This window comes from Laspinema sp. D2d, assembly GCF_025370755.1.
Classification (GTDB): Bacteria; Cyanobacteriota; Cyanobacteriia; order Cyanobacteriales; family Laspinemataceae; genus Laspinema.
On sequence record NZ_JAMXFC010000036.1, the window covers coordinates 45,265 to 62,475 of the forward strand.

General features: G+C 47.5%; 10 protein-coding genes. 3 read left to right on the top strand and 7 right to left on the bottom strand.

Annotated features, from left to right (window positions below; all coding sequences use genetic code 11):
- Positions 1-218: 218 nt before the first annotated feature.
- From NG796_RS20710 to hslO, 3 genes are all read right to left on the bottom strand, one after another.
- Positions 219-3,080 (bottom strand): zinc-dependent metalloprotease, encoded by a 2,862-nt coding sequence (locus tag NG796_RS20710; protein ID WP_261208957.1) that lies wholly within the window; start codon positions 3,078-3,080, stop codon positions 219-221.
- A gap of 1,046 nt (positions 3,081-4,126) precedes the next feature.
- On the bottom strand, positions 4,127-6,436 hold the full coding sequence (locus tag NG796_RS20715; RefSeq protein WP_261208958.1) for a hypothetical protein: 2,310 nt from the start codon (positions 6,434-6,436) through the stop codon (positions 4,127-4,129).
- A gap of 635 nt (positions 6,437-7,071) precedes the next feature.
- Entirely contained in the window at positions 7,072-7,968 is an 897-nt protein-coding gene (gene hslO, locus NG796_RS20720) for an Hsp33 family molecular chaperone HslO (RefSeq protein WP_261208963.1), read from the bottom strand.
- A gap of 404 nt (positions 7,969-8,372) precedes the next feature.
- Between hslO and NG796_RS20725 the strand changes: the two genes are divergently transcribed.
- Both NG796_RS20725 and NG796_RS20730 read left to right on the top strand, forming a co-directional pair.
- Positions 8,373-8,711 carry a zinc ribbon domain-containing protein gene (locus tag NG796_RS20725; RefSeq protein ID WP_261208964.1) on the top strand — a complete coding sequence of 113 codons (339 nt, stop codon included), beginning with the start codon at positions 8,373-8,375 and terminating at the stop codon, positions 8,709-8,711.
- A 266-nt stretch (positions 8,712-8,977) separates the two neighbouring features.
- Positions 8,978-10,561 (top strand): B12-binding domain-containing radical SAM protein, encoded by a 1,584-nt coding sequence (locus NG796_RS20730; RefSeq protein WP_261208965.1) that lies wholly within the window; start codon positions 8,978-8,980, stop codon positions 10,559-10,561.
- A gap of 63 nt (positions 10,562-10,624) precedes the next feature.
- Here the strand turns inward: NG796_RS20730 and NG796_RS20735 are convergent, their stop codons facing one another.
- Together NG796_RS20735 and NG796_RS20740 are read right to left on the bottom strand one after the other, a co-directional pair.
- On the bottom strand, positions 10,625-11,098 hold the full coding sequence (locus NG796_RS20735; RefSeq protein ID WP_261208967.1) for a TspO/MBR family protein: 474 nt from the start codon (positions 11,096-11,098) through the stop codon (positions 10,625-10,627).
- A gap of 215 nt (positions 11,099-11,313) precedes the next feature.
- On the bottom strand, positions 11,314-12,867 hold the full coding sequence (locus NG796_RS20740) for a PQQ-like beta-propeller repeat protein (protein ID WP_261208969.1): 1,554 nt from the start codon (positions 12,865-12,867) through the stop codon (positions 11,314-11,316).
- A 305-nt stretch (positions 12,868-13,172) separates the two neighbouring features.
- On the opposite strand from NG796_RS20740, the gene NG796_RS20745 reads away from it, so the two are divergent.
- Complete coding sequence (locus NG796_RS20745) at positions 13,173-14,135, top strand: S1C family serine protease (protein ID WP_261208970.1); 963 nt, start codon at positions 13,173-13,175, stop codon at positions 14,133-14,135.
- Positions 14,136-14,259: 124 nt separating this feature from the next.
- Here the strand turns inward: NG796_RS20745 and NG796_RS20750 are convergent, their stop codons facing one another.
- Both NG796_RS20750 and NG796_RS20755 read right to left on the bottom strand, forming a co-directional pair.
- Positions 14,260-14,652: a hypothetical protein gene (locus NG796_RS20750; RefSeq protein WP_261208971.1), complete on the bottom strand. Its 393-nt coding sequence runs from the start codon at positions 14,650-14,652 to the stop codon at positions 14,260-14,262.
- A 258-nt stretch (positions 14,653-14,910) separates the two neighbouring features.
- Entirely contained in the window at positions 14,911-16,728 is a 1,818-nt protein-coding gene (locus NG796_RS20755; RefSeq protein WP_261208976.1) for a glycoside hydrolase family 10 protein, read from the bottom strand.
- Positions 16,729-17,211: the final 483 nt, after the last annotated feature.

The following is a 17,211-nucleotide window of genomic DNA, read 5'->3' on the forward strand; positions in this document are numbered from 1 at the left end:
AGGGTCAGGAGGAGTTGGAGTAAAGGAGAATTCACAAAAAGCACTGGCATTCCAGATGCTTTTAGAGAATTGTACTGCATTGGCTCTCCTGCGGAAGGGGAGAACGACTGAACTCGTTACTACATACTACAAACAGGAAGAAGCAACTTCTCCCCATCCTCCCCATCCTCCCCATCCTCCCCATCTCCCCCATCCTCCCCATCTCCTCAATCTCAATCTCAACCCGACTGGAACTGCGCCTCTAGGGTTTTATCAATGCGATCGCGGGTTTCCTCTAGGTGGGCTTTACTGGCAGTATCCAGATGTCGTCCTCGCCGTTTTAGGGTATTGTCTACTTCCTCTTGGAGTTGCCGTAAGTTATATCGGGCGAGGGTTCGGGCTTCATCAGGAACATTGGAGTTCCGCAAAACCATTGCGATTAACATCCCCAGATGTTCCCGTTGGAGACTCCGACGGACACTGGAAATCACTTTTAGGTCATCGGGGCGCTTCACAACTTCGGTCCAAATTCCCCCTTCTAGGGTGTCAAATAATTCCTGCATGGTCAAGGCTTGACCCGGTTCCGTTTTTAGTTCTAAATCCTGTAAGCGGATCAGCCTTGGATAGGAAAACAACTCGCGTAAAACGACCCGTTGCAATAAATTAATCCGTTGATGAATCGGATAATCCAGGGGATAAACCACAGGAACTGCACCCCAATGATACCAGCGATCGGGGGCTAATTTATTCAGCAGTTGCGGCGGAAATTGTAATGCGGTTTCATCGAAAATGTACTTTTGCAGCAATGCCAAACTCTGACGCTGTTTCTCCACAGAGACAGGTTCAAAGGGTAAGCGTCCATTGCCATCCGAATGATTCCGATTAAACCATTGACCCCCAATATAAAGAGTCGCATTCATTGCCTGTCGGAAATAATAGGAAAACACCGTATCAAACATCCGCCGGACTTCGGTGAAACTTTCGCCACTGACGGGATAGCGTGTATCCAGGCGTTCCCACATTTCCCGGGCATTTTCCAACTGCCACTCGGAGTATTGCAACATATCTCCACTGAGATCAAACATATTCGCCGCTGGGTTGAGAATATCCATCGAATCCTCATCAGGGGCATACGCTAAATCAGGGTTATTGCTACTTTCAGCGGCAATTCGTTCCAGTTCCCGCTGTTCTTGTTGAGGTAGCATCTCAGGCATGGGTTTATACCCGTACTCGATCGCCCATTCATCATAAGGACCGACTAACATGGGGAAAAAGTCACCCTGTTTGTGATCACTCGGTGCCAAGTTCACAGGTACATAGTCCATCACCGAGGCAACCATACCTTCTGTACGAGTCAGTGCTGTATTATGCAACTCCTCCGGTGATAACATGGTACTACCGTGGAAGTTGTGCCGTAGTCCCAAGGTATGACCGACTTCGTGGGCTGTGAGGAAGGTTAGATACTGATTGATATATTGTGTCATTTCCTCCCCACTGGGAAAGGCATTATGCAGCATGGACAAACCCATTGCCCCGATCGCCAACTGTTGGGGTGCTTCCATGCCATAGCAGAGGTCATATCTTTCCATCATCTTGCGTACGAAGCTATGCACCTGGGGCGGTTGCTGTACCGGGGCACCAGAATTTCCCATCATCGCTTCTGTATTAGCCATGCTGGAGTTGCCACTCATCCCCGGAAAGCAGGGAGTCCCCTGTAACATTTTGCCCAAAAAGGTCATCTCTGAAGCATTGGGTTCTTGTTGAACCAGGGTACGATATTCATTTTTGATACTGCGCACAATATTCCCATCAATAAGAATATCCGCGTCTAAAATTTCTCCAGTGAGAGGATTGACCCGAGAGGGACCGACTCCGGCAAACCAGGATTCAAAAGAACTGGACCAACGAATCGTATTGTAGCGCACATCTGACGGAGCCCAAACTGCATTATCGGGCATCTGTCGGGCTTCGATCGCATTAATAAATCCTGCTTTCTCAAATGCCTGATTCCAGACTTCAATACCTTCGCGCAGGGCATCCCGATATTCTACCGGAACGTTATTTTCAATCCAAAAAATGATCGGCTGTTTTGGGGGAGAAAGAGGCGCATCGGGGTTTTCTTTTTCCAAATTCCAGCGGTTAATATAACGCTGGAAGGGTTCTTTACTGCGCCTGTCGGATAAATCTTGATAGGCGGTGATAAAATAACCCACTCGGTTATCTGCTAATCGAGGGCGAAAGCCATTATTAACCGGCAGTGCAGAAAAGCTATAATTCACGTTGAGAGAAAACCCCCGACTATCGGGCAAACTCTCGACATTGGCAAATAAATCATCCCCACCCGTGAACCCATAAACGGACTCAATTTCTACATTAGCGGGGAAGTTTTGAATTCGCCCAAAATAAGATTTATCGGTATCTCGAACATAGGCACTTCCTAATAACCAGGGTAAAATTGAGGTTAAACCACTAATATCCTGGCGCTCAATCAGGAGTTTATTGAGGTCAATCAGCAGGCTTTCCCGGTCGGGATGAATGCTTTCAATGGGTAAAGAAGCCAAAACAGAATCACTAAAGGATCGGTTGAGCGATCGCTCAATGGGATCTCCCGCACTTGCACGGAAATAAACATTCCTCACCCCAAAATGGATGTTTTTATTCACCCGTTTAAAGAAAAAGAGAAAATCCTCCAGAGGCATTCCCCGGAACAATCCGCCTTCTCCAATGCCGGATGCTAATGTCATCACGCATAAGAAGTTGGTATCTAGTTGTTCGGGCTGAATCTCTAGGTAAGCTTTGCCCGTTTTCTTATTGTGGTAAAGGGTGAAAAGTCCGGGGAGTTTTTCAGCATCTTTGATCACTTCATCAAACGGTTGCAGGGCATCCCCGTTTTCGTCTACCTCACTCTCCTCGCTGTTATCACTGTCTGCATTATTACCGTCTTCATCTCCCCACTCATCGGGTACGGGAATGGGTATATTTTGGCTGTAATATCTCGGTTCCGGCATTTGGCTACTAGCCTGACCCGAAAATAGTCCAAAGGTTACGGGCAAGATGAAAAATGCCAAAAACAAAATCAATAACCGCTTGGCTTTGGACATTTTTTGCTTCCCGTTTGACAGGAAGAACAGCGAAACCAATGTCTTGAAACTTTGGCTAATTTTCAGGAATAACCGCTTTAGGAAATTCCTTTCGGATGCGAATTTTCTCATCAGACGATGCATTACTATTTAGGGTGTATGTTGAGTGGCGACTACATTCACAGCGGGAAAGATTTACTATCGGAATGGTACTCAGGACGATTGTGCATAAACTGTTATTTTGGCTAACATGAACTCCCCTATGTCAGAGTGAAAAAAGCACCCACAGCGCCGCGCAAGACTGATCGAGGTCGATGGGCAAGAAGGGTCTAAAGCGGTGCTTTATTATTCTAGGGTAGCGGTTGTGCCTGAAAATGGCGAGAGATTTAGGCCGAGTGTACTCTTCTGGAACCCGATGGCGATCGCCCTCTCAGGTGCAGTCTGCCTTCCCTGCGATTCCAGTACACAAGACTCTCCTCCCTACCCTGGCTTAATAACCGGGCTGAACCAGCTTCCCGGCTTCCCTCGACGCTGTTCTTCTCTCGCAGCAAAAGTTTCATTCACGCCCACAATAGAGGTGCAATCTTCCGTAGAAAAGCCCCAGCGCGTCATTATCCAACTGCTGCAACATGAACGACATTTCCCTAAGCTGAACTAGATTTCTCTCCCTGTATCACCACCGGAAGCACCCCTATTTTTTATATCGCAAAATCCGCAGGCTTTCTAACTCATTTCACCGGCTGGATAATGATTTTGAGGTGAAATTTTAACGGTTAATTTGCCGTCTGTAGTCTTATAATTATACCCAAATTTAGGGATTTTACTTTCAAATTTATTGTTAAGAATTTTTAAAGCTGACGAAAGTACAGCTACCTCTTCAGGGTCAAAAGAGCGACCCATTGAGCAGGAGTATCGGAGTTGAGGTCAAACTGGAAGAGGTTAATGAGAAAATAACAACTCAGAATGCTTACAGGTTCAGGCTTTTGACAAAAAACCGAACGACTTGCGGTCCTCTTCCCCAGATACCGGGGAAAAGGACCGCAAGGGGCTCTAGCCTCATGGATGAATTACTCGATTCGTTCGTTTAGGGGGGGATTCTGAGAATCTCTCCCGACTCCCTCAATGGGATCGAGGGGCATCGTCGGTGCAGAAGGGGTCGCGAACTCAGGAGAATTGGGTGCAGATCCCGAAGGAGAGACGGGAGGAGTTACGGAGTCTGTAGCCCTGTCTTGGGGGAAAGAAGACGTGCTGGGACTGGAGTTGCTGACTCCGGGACTCACTTCTTGAACTTGCACCGGAGGCGGGTTCAGAATGGTTTCCCATGCTTCTACTTCTCGCCGTGCCTGGTTATACAGATTGGAATAAGATGGAATCATGCGAGCCAGTTCGATCGCTTGAGGAAGATTCTCCAGAGAGCGTTGTTGGGCTATACCCAAAATCCGTTGACTCCAGTCTTGAATCGCGGCATCGGCACTAAAGCGTAAATTAGACTTAGAAGAGACTTGATTCGCCAAATCCATTGCCTGCATCAATCGTTCCGGACTTTGAGAAGCATCTCCAAGCTGATAGGCGCGGTCTAGGAGTTGGCGATCGCGACCTTCCTGCTGCCAGGTTTGAATCGCTGACTGGGCCTCGGTATAAAGCAACCGACCCGGACGAATGGCTTGCGCGGTGGCGATCGCCCCATTCACATTTCCCCATTGCGCTAAATTCCAGGCGCGGTCTAAGATGGGTTGGTCTTCGAGTCGTTGAATTTCCTGACTCCACTTCTCAATTTTGTCCTGGGCCTCTGCATACAATGCTCGCCCTGAACCGACATTTCTTGCGGTATCAATTGCCGCTTGCAAGGAAGGGCGATCGCGATAACTGGCAAGTTGTTCAGCTTGTCGCAGATAGGGCCGGTCTTCGCTCTCCTCAATCTGACTTTGCCATTCGTTAATTTCCTCCTGGGCTCGATCCCAGACCAGATTGGTGCGACTCACCAATTGAGCTTGGGCGATCGCCGAGCGCAAATTGTTAACATTCCCAGACATTGCGATATTTCGCGCTTGTTCTAGGTAGGCCACATCTTTGATGCTATCCTGCCATTGAGAGATTAACCGTTTGGCTTCTAAGTGCAAGGGGCGATCGGGGCCAATCACTTGGGCTTTGGCGATCGCATCTTCCAAAGAGCGGACCGTTACCCGAGATGCAATGGATTTGGCCCGAGTGAGTTCGATGAAATCCTCCGCCTCTTTTTTAACCGAACTGTTATTGGGAACTTGGCGAGCAATGTAGATGGCATCTTCCCATTTCTTGTCCTCCCCATTTTTGCGGGCTAATGCGAGTATTTGCTTGGCAAAGTCAGTGGCTAAAGACCGAGATTTTTTATATAACTTACTCTGAGGTTCAATTTTTTCCACCAAGGCGATCGCTTCGGTGATATTTTTCAGATCTCCTTGTTCCGCTAAACTGCGGGCTTTGTTCAAGGTTTGACCTTCTTGCTGAGTCGCCCGAATCAATTGACTAAGGCCATCGTAGCGAACCGTTTCCCAATAAGTATTCTCCACGGAAAGCAGTTGTCGCATATAGCCCAGAGCTTGGTTCCAATTTTCTTTTTCTAACTCTGACTCAGCATTTTTATAGAGCTTTTCCGCCTCATTCCAGATGGACTGCCAGCGAGTAATTCGTTCTTGGACTAAACCAGCAGCTGTTGTATTGGGGGGAATCTGACGGGCGGAAGAAATTGCTTCCGTGAGCTTGCCTTCATTAAAGATTTTTTCAGCCAAATCTAGGAGTTGTCCTGCCCATTTTTCAATCTGACGATTGATTTCCGGACGTAAGGGGTGGTCTTCAGGAAGTTGATGCACCTCAGCGATCGCTCGCAACAACCCATCTACCGTTTGCTCACTCGCAGCTTGTTGTGCACAGTACAAATGTTCCGAACCCGAAGTCCAGGCATTCTCTCCACAATTGGGCATCGCTGGAAGGCGCAATAAGGTCAGTAATGCGGTTCCCCCCAATCCTCCGGTCAACAGAAACGTGATCAAGGCCCAGAGTTGCCAGTTCGTGAGCCATTTGCGCCACCCCTGTAGACTAAAATCAAAGGACCCACCGTCGCGATAGCGTTGACTGGAATCTTGTTCAGCCCTCCTATTTTGTCCCAAGCGTTTCTGCCTGCGAGACCCTATGCGATCGGTCCCTTCCCCTCCGGAAGATAGATCCGAAGTTGAAGGCGGCAGGTGCAGATAGGAACCCTGCCGTGAACCCGCCCCCGCAGCACTTCGGCGGAACCCAGACAGGGACGATGCAGGCATTCTTGCCGACGAGTCGGGTTGTCCGGACTCCGGCGGCTGGGCTTTAGGCCACTGCTCTGGAAATTTGCGATCTTTAGTCATAGCCCACCCGAAAACACTCTTGCGTCAGTCTTGCTTGGCTGTTTTAGAAAGACAGGTTTTACGATTCGGCCACAGTTCCAAAACCTAAGTATTAGGTTCCATAAAAGCCGTTTATATTTTCCTCAATCTAGCACCAAGAATTGTTTAGGTTAAGAGTGCTAGAGCTTTTTTGGCAACGCCGTTCGCTTATCTACCGTTTCTTTCTAGGCGGATCTACATCTGCACCCCCCGCCTTTCCGGTTTCCTCTATCCTTCTTGTCCTTGACCCTCTGTAGCTTCCCCGCACCCAGATACCTTAATGCAGTAGATCGAATCCTGGAAAACAGCTTATTCCAGGTTGGGAGAGTTAGGGCATCGGACAAGGAAGGACCCTCTATTTTCCCGTGGAGTGGTCAACCCGATTGATTGATTGCTTCTTATCTTCTCATGTTATTTTCAGTTGCGATCCCCACTTTACAAAAAACTTCCCCCCAGGACTTCACTCCCTAGAGGTTAAACATCCCGTGCTTGTACAGCATTTATCCTTATTAGCAGCCAATTGGGACAAAAACCAGGGTTCAAACCGTTACTAGACCCCGATACTCCGCATAAGTTTTATAGATGGGGGTCCAGTAACAGTTAGGAGATCGCCTGCATCAAGACTCGGCTTGCAAAGTCCCAATCAGTTCCGTGAGTTGATCGCGACTGGCGGTGTAAACTTCCCCACAGAAGTGACAAACCGCCTCAGCACCATCGTCTTTCTCGATCATGTCCAGCAGTTCATCTTCCCCAAGCAACTTCAACGCCCCTAACATCCGTTGATGAGAGCATCCGCAGTGGAAGCGCACCAGTTGTCTCTCCGGTAAAATATTCAATCCCATATCTCCCAGCAGTTGCTCGAAAATATCCGGCAGGGATTTACCCGCTTGTAATAACGGTGTAAATCCCGACAAACTGGCAACCCGCGATTCCAAGAGGGCCACGAGTTCCTCATCCGTTGCTGCTTTCGGCATCACCTGCAACAAAATTCCCCCGGAGGCTTGGACCCCTGCCGCCTCTACAAAGACCCCCACCACTAGGGCCGAAGGCGTCTGCTCGGAAGTTACCAGATAATGGGCAATATCATCCCCAATTTCCCCAGAAATCAGTTCCACGGTACTTGAATAGGGGTAACCATATCCGACATCTCGGACGATGTAGAGATATCCATCATTCCCGACGGCCCCCCCCACATCCAATTTCCCGATCGCATTCGGCGGCAATTCTATCTCGGGATTATCCACATACCCGCGCACGGTTCCATCTAATCCCGCATCTACTAGAATGCCGCCTAATGGTCCATTGCCTTTAAACCGAATATTCACTCGCGATCCCGGTCGCTTCATACTGGACGCCAGGAGTAATCCCGATGACAGAGTACGTCCTAGGGCCGCCGTTGCCACATAGGAGAGACCATGCCGCTGACGGGCCTCTTCCGTCAACCGCGTCGTAATTACTCCAACTGCTCTAATCCCTCCATCCGCTGCCGTTGCTCTAATGAGTTGATCTACCATGCCAAAACCTTACAATTCTTAACAAGTCATCTCAACTTTATTGTAAAAGGGAGATGGGGGAGATGGGGAGATGGGGAGGATGGGGGAGATGGGGAGGATGGGGGAGATGGGGAGGATGGGGGAGATGGGGAGGATGGGGAGGATGGGGAGGATAGGGGAGAGACGGGAGATGGGGTAGATAGGGGAGATGGGGAGGATGGGGAGAAAAAACGACTGAAGTCGGGACGTTGAAAATCTCCCATATCTCCCGTCTCTCCCCTATCTCCCCCATCTACCCGATCTCCCGTCTCTCCCCTATCTCCCCTATCTCCCCTATCTCCCCTATCTCCCCTATCTGCTATGATTAAGGCGACCTTAAGAGTCAAGTGTCAAACCATATACCCATTAACTGCATCAGACAGATTATGCCGCTCTATACTTATTTCTGTCCTAGTACCAATCAAAAACTGGACGTGACTCACTCCATTAAAGATAAAGCGCAAACTTGGGGAGAATTGTGCCACTTGGCAAACCTCGAACCGGGTGAGACGCCTCTATCTGCACCTGTGCGACGGTTGATCTGTGCCCCAGCGGTGATGTTTCCCACCGGCAACAGCGAACTCAAAAGTCAAGGGTTCAGCAAGTTGGTTAAACGGGATGATGGGGTTTATGAAAATGTCACCGCTACCGATGGAGAAAGTCGGATTGTTCGACCTGGCGATCGCAGCACCTATCCTGATTTGAAACAAAAAATAGGCGACTAAATCCCTACCCTCATAAACGTTTTAACTATTTCTATCCAGGAGTTGAGTGATTAATACTCAGCTCTTTTTTAATTCAGCACTCTACCCAGCCTCTAGCATCATCTGGAAAAGACCATTTACCCCGGATTTTTAACCTCAACCCCTATTTTAAGATAACCTTTTTTGAAAACCGGGCCATTTTTTAAAATTTCGCCTATATTAAAGGACAAGAACCAATTCATCGAGTCTTTGCATTCCGGGTCCTTATTGTATATCGGAAACAACTCATGCGTGTCTTACTTTTATATCCACTTTTTCCGAAAAGTTTCTGGTCCTTTGAAAAAGCTTTAGCTTTAGTCGATCGCAAAGCCCTACTACCGCCCCTGTGTTTAGTCACTGTTGCGGCTTTATTACCCCAGGAATGGGACTATAAACTCGCCGATCGCAACATTCGTGACATCACTGAGGAAGAATGGGAATGGGCAGATTTAGTGATTTTATCGGCCATGATAGTTCAACAAGAAGATTTCCTGGCCCTGATTCGCGAAGCGAAACGGCGTTCTAAGCTTGTAGCTGTCGGTGGCCCTTATGTAACATCCCTCCCCAGGGAAGCAGCAGCAGCGGGTGCCGATTACCTGATTTTAGATGAAGGGGAAATCACGCTTCCTCTGTTTGTTGAAGCCCTAAAACGAGGGGAAAAAACCGGCACTTTCAGCGCCAATGGTGAAAAAGCCGACGTAACGCAAACCCCTATCCCCCGCTTTGATTTATTGGATCGTCATGCCTATGATACGATGGCGATTCAATTTTCTCGGGGTTGTCCTTTTCAATGTGAATTCTGCGATATTATTGTCCTCTACGGACGCAAATCCCGCACTAAACATCCCTCCCAAATTTTAGCCGAACTCGATCGCCTCTTAGAATTGGGGTTTACTCAAGCGGTTTTTCTGGTCGATGACAACTTTATTGGCAATAAGCGCAACGTTAAGCTTTTGCTCAAAGATTTGAAAAATTGGCAAGAAAAAAATGGTTATCCCTTCCGGTTAATTACGGAAGCCTCGGTTGATTTGGGTCAAGATTCAGAGTTGCTGAAAATGATGGTGGATTGCAATTTCTATGTCGTATTTTTAGGAATTGAAACCCCGGACGAAGACAGCCTGACCCTGACTAAAAAGTTTCAAAATACCCGAGATTCTCTGAGTGATTCAGTTCAAGCGATTACTGAAGCCGGAATGCGGGTGATGGCGGGATTTATTATTGGTTTTGATGGGGAAAAACCGGGGGCAGGCGATCGCATCGTCCAGTTCGTCGAAAATACCTCCATTCCAATGGCAATGTTCAGTATGTTGCAAGCCCTTCCCCATACCGCCCTCTGGCATCGATTACAGAAAGAGGGGCGCTTAAATACCGAACTTGCTAACGGAAACCAAACCACCTTAATGAATTTCATTCCCACCCGACCTCTGGAAGAGATTGCCCGGGAATACATTGATGGATTTTGGCAACTCTACGATCCTCAACGCTATTTAGACCGCACCTACCGCCATTTTATGATGATGGGTAAACCCCGGAATCCCGTAGCGAGGCGTCGCTTCAACTGGCCTACCATTCGGGCATTTTTAACGATTTGCTGGCGACAAGGAATCGTTCGTCCTACCCGTTGGAAATTCTGGCTGTATTTGGCTACAATTCTCCGCCATAATCCCCGGGTATTCGATCATTATTTAGCCGTGTGCGGACTTTTTGAACATTTTAGCGAATATCGCACCATTGTTCGAGACCAAATTGAAAGTCAACTGGCGGAATATTTAGCAAAACAAAAACACATTGAAGCCTATGAATTTGAACAAAAAGAGTCCGCAGTAGCTTAATTAAAAGAAGTAAACTAGGTGCGTGCTTTCGGGTTACGCACCTGACTCATTTCTATGTTTTCCTTAGCGGTCCTCTGGATTGATCTGAACCATTGCCCAAGTGGTATAAGTACCAATTGGACTCCAAATCATATAAGGAATTAATAAAACCCCCGCCCAAGTTGAAATGGGCCAAACACTTAATGCTAATAAATAGCTTAATAAACCTCCCGTTGCCCCAATAATTGTCCCCACGGTGAGGCTTTGCAATTTACACATGACAGGGGTATAAGAAATTGTGACAATTTCTAGCACTAAATAAAAGACCATTAAGACCCAACTTAGTTGAGTTCTGGGGGCGGCTTCCCAAACTAGATAAGCGGACCAACCCCCACAAATAAAAATGAGAGTCCAAATGATGGGAATTGCCCGTTCAAAGGTCAACCATCGGGGACGCTGCAAGCGATTAAACCAGCGAATATCGGCCCCCGTCAATGCACTACCACCTCCCGCCACTAAAACACCGATCGCCGCAATCACCATCCAAGACTTAATCATAATTCCCCACCTCTATACTATCCCAGATTTTCCCCTCTAGTATATCCTGAATTTTCATTTTCTAATAATAACCTCTCTCTTTCTTGAATACACATCTTGTAAACTCCCAATTTGATCCCCCCAACCCCCCTTAATAAGGTGGGTTTTTTAGAATTTTACCCGCCCTCTGGTGGTTTTAATAACACCTTTAGTCTTCCCGAAAAAAAAAGAAAAACTTATCCAAGAGAATACATCCAGCCATCGCGGGCGCAAATTCTAACAACTCCATCCCAAACAATTGGGGTAGATTCAAAGGAGATACCGGGTAAAAAATGTCCTGATTGTTCTACTTTTAACCGATAAAATTCTCCTCGTTGATTAGAAACTGCATTTGACCTATTGCCCTGGGTTTCTTCCCAGTGTAAATCAAACAAATAAACTCCATTATATCCGGCAGCAATGAGTTTATTCCCTTCGGTAAAAATTGGCGTAGAAATCGAACCTCCAATATTGGTTTTAAATAAAATCAAGGGAGTGTCATACTCTTCTTTGAACCAAGGTCCTTTAACTTTTTCACCTGTGGTTTGAGTTTGAGACCCGATATAGAGGTAACCATCAATGGCCGTGATGGCAAATAAGGCCGGGAATTCTCCCGTGGGATTATATTCATCATTGAGGGCAACGGACCCAATAATTCCCCCTTCCCATCCACTAAAATTGCGATTTCCTGTGGGAAAAAACCAATTTACAGCCTTTTCTTCCGGTTGGCTGGGGTCGAGTTTAAAGACTCCCCCTTGGCCGGGAATGTATTGTCTTTCTATGGCACAAAATAGTTTATTATCTTGGGAAATAACTACACTGCCATCAATATCAGACCCGGTGAAAAAATCCCAGATAATTTCTTTGTTTTCTAGGTTAATGCCATAAATATGGCCGGAACCCGACGCTATAAAGAGTTGATTTCCGAGTCGAGCGGGGGACGATTCAGTGACAATATTTCCTCCCTGTCGGAGACTATCACCGGCTTCATAGAGTTGAACTTCACCTAAAATTTGCGGTTGACCAATGCCGGATTTTAGAGTAGCCGTATTGGTATCACTATTCAGAAAATACCCAATGCCATTTTCTCCGGCGTTGAATAAGATACCATTGCCTAAATCTAAGGCACTGCTATCATTATCCCGACTATAACTTGCCGTTTTTCTAATATCTAGTTTCCAAAGTTCTTCGCCAGTTCTAAAGGAAAGGGCACGAAAGCTGGGAATAGGACCGGCGGAATCGAGGGAATTTTGAATGCCTAACCGACTGCCTTGTAAGATGACGATGCGATTTTCTTCGGAGGCTTTTTCATCGATATAAAGACTAGCAGTTCCTTTAATGACATCATCAAATTGATAACGCCAGATGACTTCGTTGGTTTCAATATCAATTTTTCTGAAGCTGTGATCATAAGCGCCCAGGGTGAGATAAACTTTGCCTTGGTCTCGGGTGAGGGTGGGTTGTCCGGTCCATCCAGCACCACTCCAGGTCCGCCAAGAGGTGCCGACTCGGGTTCTGCCGGTTCCTAGGGCAAATTTATCGAGGAGATTTAATCCTTGGGGTATCCCTCTGCCATAAAATCTCCGCTGATCGTTGCCGAGAAAGGTGGGGATTAATAATTCGGTGTCTGGGGAGAGTCCGGCGATCGCCCCTTGGACGGTTTCATTAACGGTGGGTAACAAATTCCTTGGCGGTGTAGTCCGGGTTGGAGTACGACATCCTTGGAGAATGGGCTGCAGTGCAGAACCCATTAAAAAGAGTAGGGCATTTTTATTAAAGGTTCGCCGGTTCAAAGTCATGGCTAAACAGGCTAAAATTTAAGAGGGTTGGACCGATCGCCAGGGAACAGAACTGTGAGCCGGTGACCTCAACTCCTCCAAGGACGATCGCCGGGTCTAGGTCCGTCTGTTGCGATGAAAATTAAAAAAGGTAATCTTATAGTAGCTGAAAGGCTGAGGCGATCGCCCCAGGAAATGGAACTGCTAGGCTCTAGCAACGTCTACAAATTCTATATTTTGAGTCAATATTTTGAGTTTATACTGTGAGAGTTAAAGGCATGAAACCACAGAGGTTATTATTGAGTGTTCTCACCGCTGGGGCGATCGCCACGTCGAGTCTGGTGAGTCCTCCTTTCTCCACTGTTGCCACCGCCTTTAGTGCGGATGAACAAACCAGCATCAATGTCTATCAGCAGGCGAGTCCTTCGGTAGTGACCATCCGCGTGGGCCGAGGTGCAGGGTCTGGTAGTATTATCAGTGCTGATGGCCTCGTTTTAACGAACGATCATGTGGTGAGTTCAGCGCGGAATGGCCGAGTGGAGGTACTCACGAGTACGGGACAGACTTACATCGGGGATGTGATTGCCACTGATCGCCGCAATGATTTAGCCTTAGTTCGACTCAGAACCAGCGATCCCTTGCCTGCGTTACGGGTGGCGAGTCGAGATGGGATCCAGGTCGGTCAACGGGTGTATGCGATCGGCAGTCCCTTTGGACTCTCGGGAACCTTTACCACCGGAATTCTCAGCCGAATTGCTGATAACGGGGATTTACAAACCGATGCCGCCATCAATCCCGGTAATTCCGGCGGTCCTTTGCTTAATTCCAATGGTGAACTCATTGGGGTCAACAAGGCAATTTTAAGCCCGAATCGGGGTGGTAATATTGGGATTGGGTTTGCCACAAGTGCCACGGTTGCCCAGGACTTTATCGCTGCTAATCGGTCCCGGACGGTGGCCCAAGGGACTTCTAGGACGCCCTCCCCATCGCCCTCTGGGTCAACTTCTCCGCCGCCTCGGTTAGGGATAGAGGTGAATGCCGGTTTAGTGATTCAGTCTGTGGAACGAGGTTCTCCTGCCGCGCAAATTGGGTTGCGGTCCGGCGATCGCTTGTTAGGGGTGAATGGCACTCGTTTACAGCGGATCGAGCAACTTTTGGCGTTTTTAAATACCCGTCCCGATTCCGCCGTGTTCACCATCAGTCGAGGACGACGAGTGGCAAATGTGCGCGTAAATTTTTAAGGGGCCACCCCTGGGATAATTTGGGGTCAATTAATAAAACCCCAGCATTTTGCTGAGGTTTTAGGGTTTATTTTTTCAAGTGAGGAGAGAGGCAGAGGCGTTTTCCCCTGCCGCGAACAAGTTTTTAGAAATAACGGATCATCAAGGGAACTAACGCTTCCATCGTTTCTCCGGTGACGGTATCTTTGACGCGGGCTTGGCGGAAGGCGGTGCGTCCAGTATAAGAGAAAATACTCTGGGAACTCATATCGCCAATTAACTCGACTAATTCATAACGGCCATCGGAACTGCTGTCGGTGGTGATAATATTCCCCCGAGAGGCGGCACCCCCAGTGCGATCGAGAATCACGGGCAAAGAGCGAATCACGGGATAGACGATACCTTTGTAAGTGATAACTCGTTCGGTCAGGGCTGCAAGGGGTCTTTGAGCGGATGCCGCTTGGGGGAAGGTGAAACCAGAGGTTAGGACCAGTCCGATACCCAATAAAATGGCCTGAATTTTGGCGGAATTTTTCATGGATTTTTAAGAGAAAAGGATCGATGAATGCTTACAAAATAATCCCTATTCGGCATTTAGCCAAACTGGGGTCTGTCTTTGCTCGTGGATTGACCCCCAGGGGGTCCGAAATGTTCCAAGGGGCAACACCTCGCGGGTGTTGCCACTAACCGTTATGGCATTGCGAGGGTTAGTGGCAAGTTTTCGGGATAGGCGGCGATCGCCTTTTGGGAAATTCGGGGAGATTATCAACAAATGTTGACTTTAGGCCAAACCTATTTAGGGGTTAGATTGCCAATTCTCGTTATCAATCACACTGGGGCGATCGGCCCGATTCGGAAACAATCGCCCAAACCCGCGTTCCCGTTGCACCGGCGTTTCATCGGACCAACTCCACATACTTTCATAGAAAAAGAAAGAAACCCCTGCAAATCCTTTTTCCCGAACCACTTCGACCTGTTCTTGAATTTGACGCATGGGAATAGGACGACCGCGTAACCCACTGAGAATTCCAATTCCAACGGGAATATTGCGGCGGGCCGCTTGCACTTCGGGCCGTTCTAACTCCTCAATAAACACATTAATATCATTCCGATACAGTTGCAAGACAATTTCTTCCACTAATCCTTTTTGTTGCCAAGTTGCCCAATCTGCTAAATAGTATTCATAAGAAAACTCTTGGGGATTGGGAGATAAACTCACAATTGCCTTGGGATTGCGCGCTTTAATTTCTCGGAACATTCGTTCTTTAAAAGCCGTAATTTTATCGGCCCGCCAGCGTAACCAAGCTGGGTCTTTTGGGTCTGTCGGCGGAGAATTTCCGTTATGTTCTTGTTTGTAGAGGCGGACGGTATAATCATCATAGCCATATTCCGAAGGTAACCCTAAATGGTCATCTAGTTGGATGCCATCTACCTCATAATTAGTAACAATTTCTAGGAGTAAATCTAGGATAAATTGCTGGACTTCGGGGTGAAATGGATTCAACCAAACCCGAGGATGTTCTCCTTCCATCGTCACTTCTGTCCCATCAATGCGTTCCGTCAGCCAGTGGGGATGACGACGGGCTAATTCAGAATCAGCCGGGGCCATAAAGCCAAATTCAAACCAAGGAATCACCCGCAATCCATTTTTTTTCCCTTCAGCGATCGCCTCCTTGAGCATATCCCGTCCTTGTCCTAAATTTGGGTCATGATTGCGATCGATGGGCGTGACTAACTGCATAGATTTTCCCGTCGCCCGTTGCGCAACCTGACTCGGATACAAGGTGTACCCCCAATTCCAAACCGTGGGATAAATTGTGTTAAAATTTAGGTCAGCAAGTCGTTTTATGCCCCGTTCTAAATTACTTTTAGAAAATAGAACATCGCTATCAATATTGGTTAACCACACCCCCCGAATTTCTGAATTTGGGATAGGAATTGGCGCAAGGGCAACATATTCAGAAGACAGAGGAGAAGTCCGTCCCATGAGTGCTTGACAGAGGAAAGCAGAGACATCTCCCCGAGTTGCAGGGCGATTGCCATCTAAACGGCGGAGATTGGGATAATTAACAATCAGGCGCTTTTCTGTTGCTGCTGCGATCGCATTGCGGGCATAACTGGGAATTTGTCCCCCATCATCAAACATCTGAGATAATAACTTTTCCGGTTCTCCTTGAGGAGCATAATTCAATCCACTCACTAAACTCACCCATGCCTGAACCCGAGGGATATTTTGCGTCGGATTAAATCGATTTCCCGGATATCCCGATAAGAATCCTCGTTGATAAGCACTCCGAATCGCCGGAGTTGCCCAATAACCGCTAGGAACATCCATAAAAGTAACCACATCCCGTCCCGCTGTTGCATTGGGAAAAGCCACATCCAACATGGTTGCAAATTCCGCCCGCGTCACCGGCGCATTTGGACGAAACGTCCCATCCTCATACCCATTAATAATCCGTCGAGTTTTCAAAGTTTCAATGCAAGATTCCGCCCAATGTCCTTGCACATCAGTAAAAGAAGATTGCGCCCTTGTCGGTAGCGTTGCCAAGGGAATGAGAGAGAAACTCAGCAGCAATACCCGCAGAAATTGCCAATTCTGGAAGTTAAACATAGGTAGAAAGTCCTGAACTGTCGAAAATAGAGAGATTGGGGACTAAATGCAATGGGGGACTCCCCTTAACCGATAGTCCTGCCACTATTAGACAACACTTTAGCGCCGATTTCGGGATTTACCCCATTTATAGAGGTTCCCATGATTATGAAATATATTAAACCGCTTGCAAAAAGGATTGATCCCCCCAACCCCCCTTATTAAGGGGGGCTTTTAAGAATAAGGATTGATCCCCCCAACCCCCCTTATTAAGGGGGGCTTTTAAGAATTGGGTAAGAATTCTATTAGACTGATTGGCAAATTGTTAAAAGCAGATTGGCATTTTTAAGGAAACAGGAAAGGGGGATAAACTCCGTATTTTGAAAAAAATATATTGAAGTATTATTAGACTTCTTGCAAACTTCTTAAAAGCCCCCCTTCTTAAGGGGGGTTGGGGGGATCAATCCGGATTTGTGCAAGAGGTCTATTAAAAATTTCGTAAGT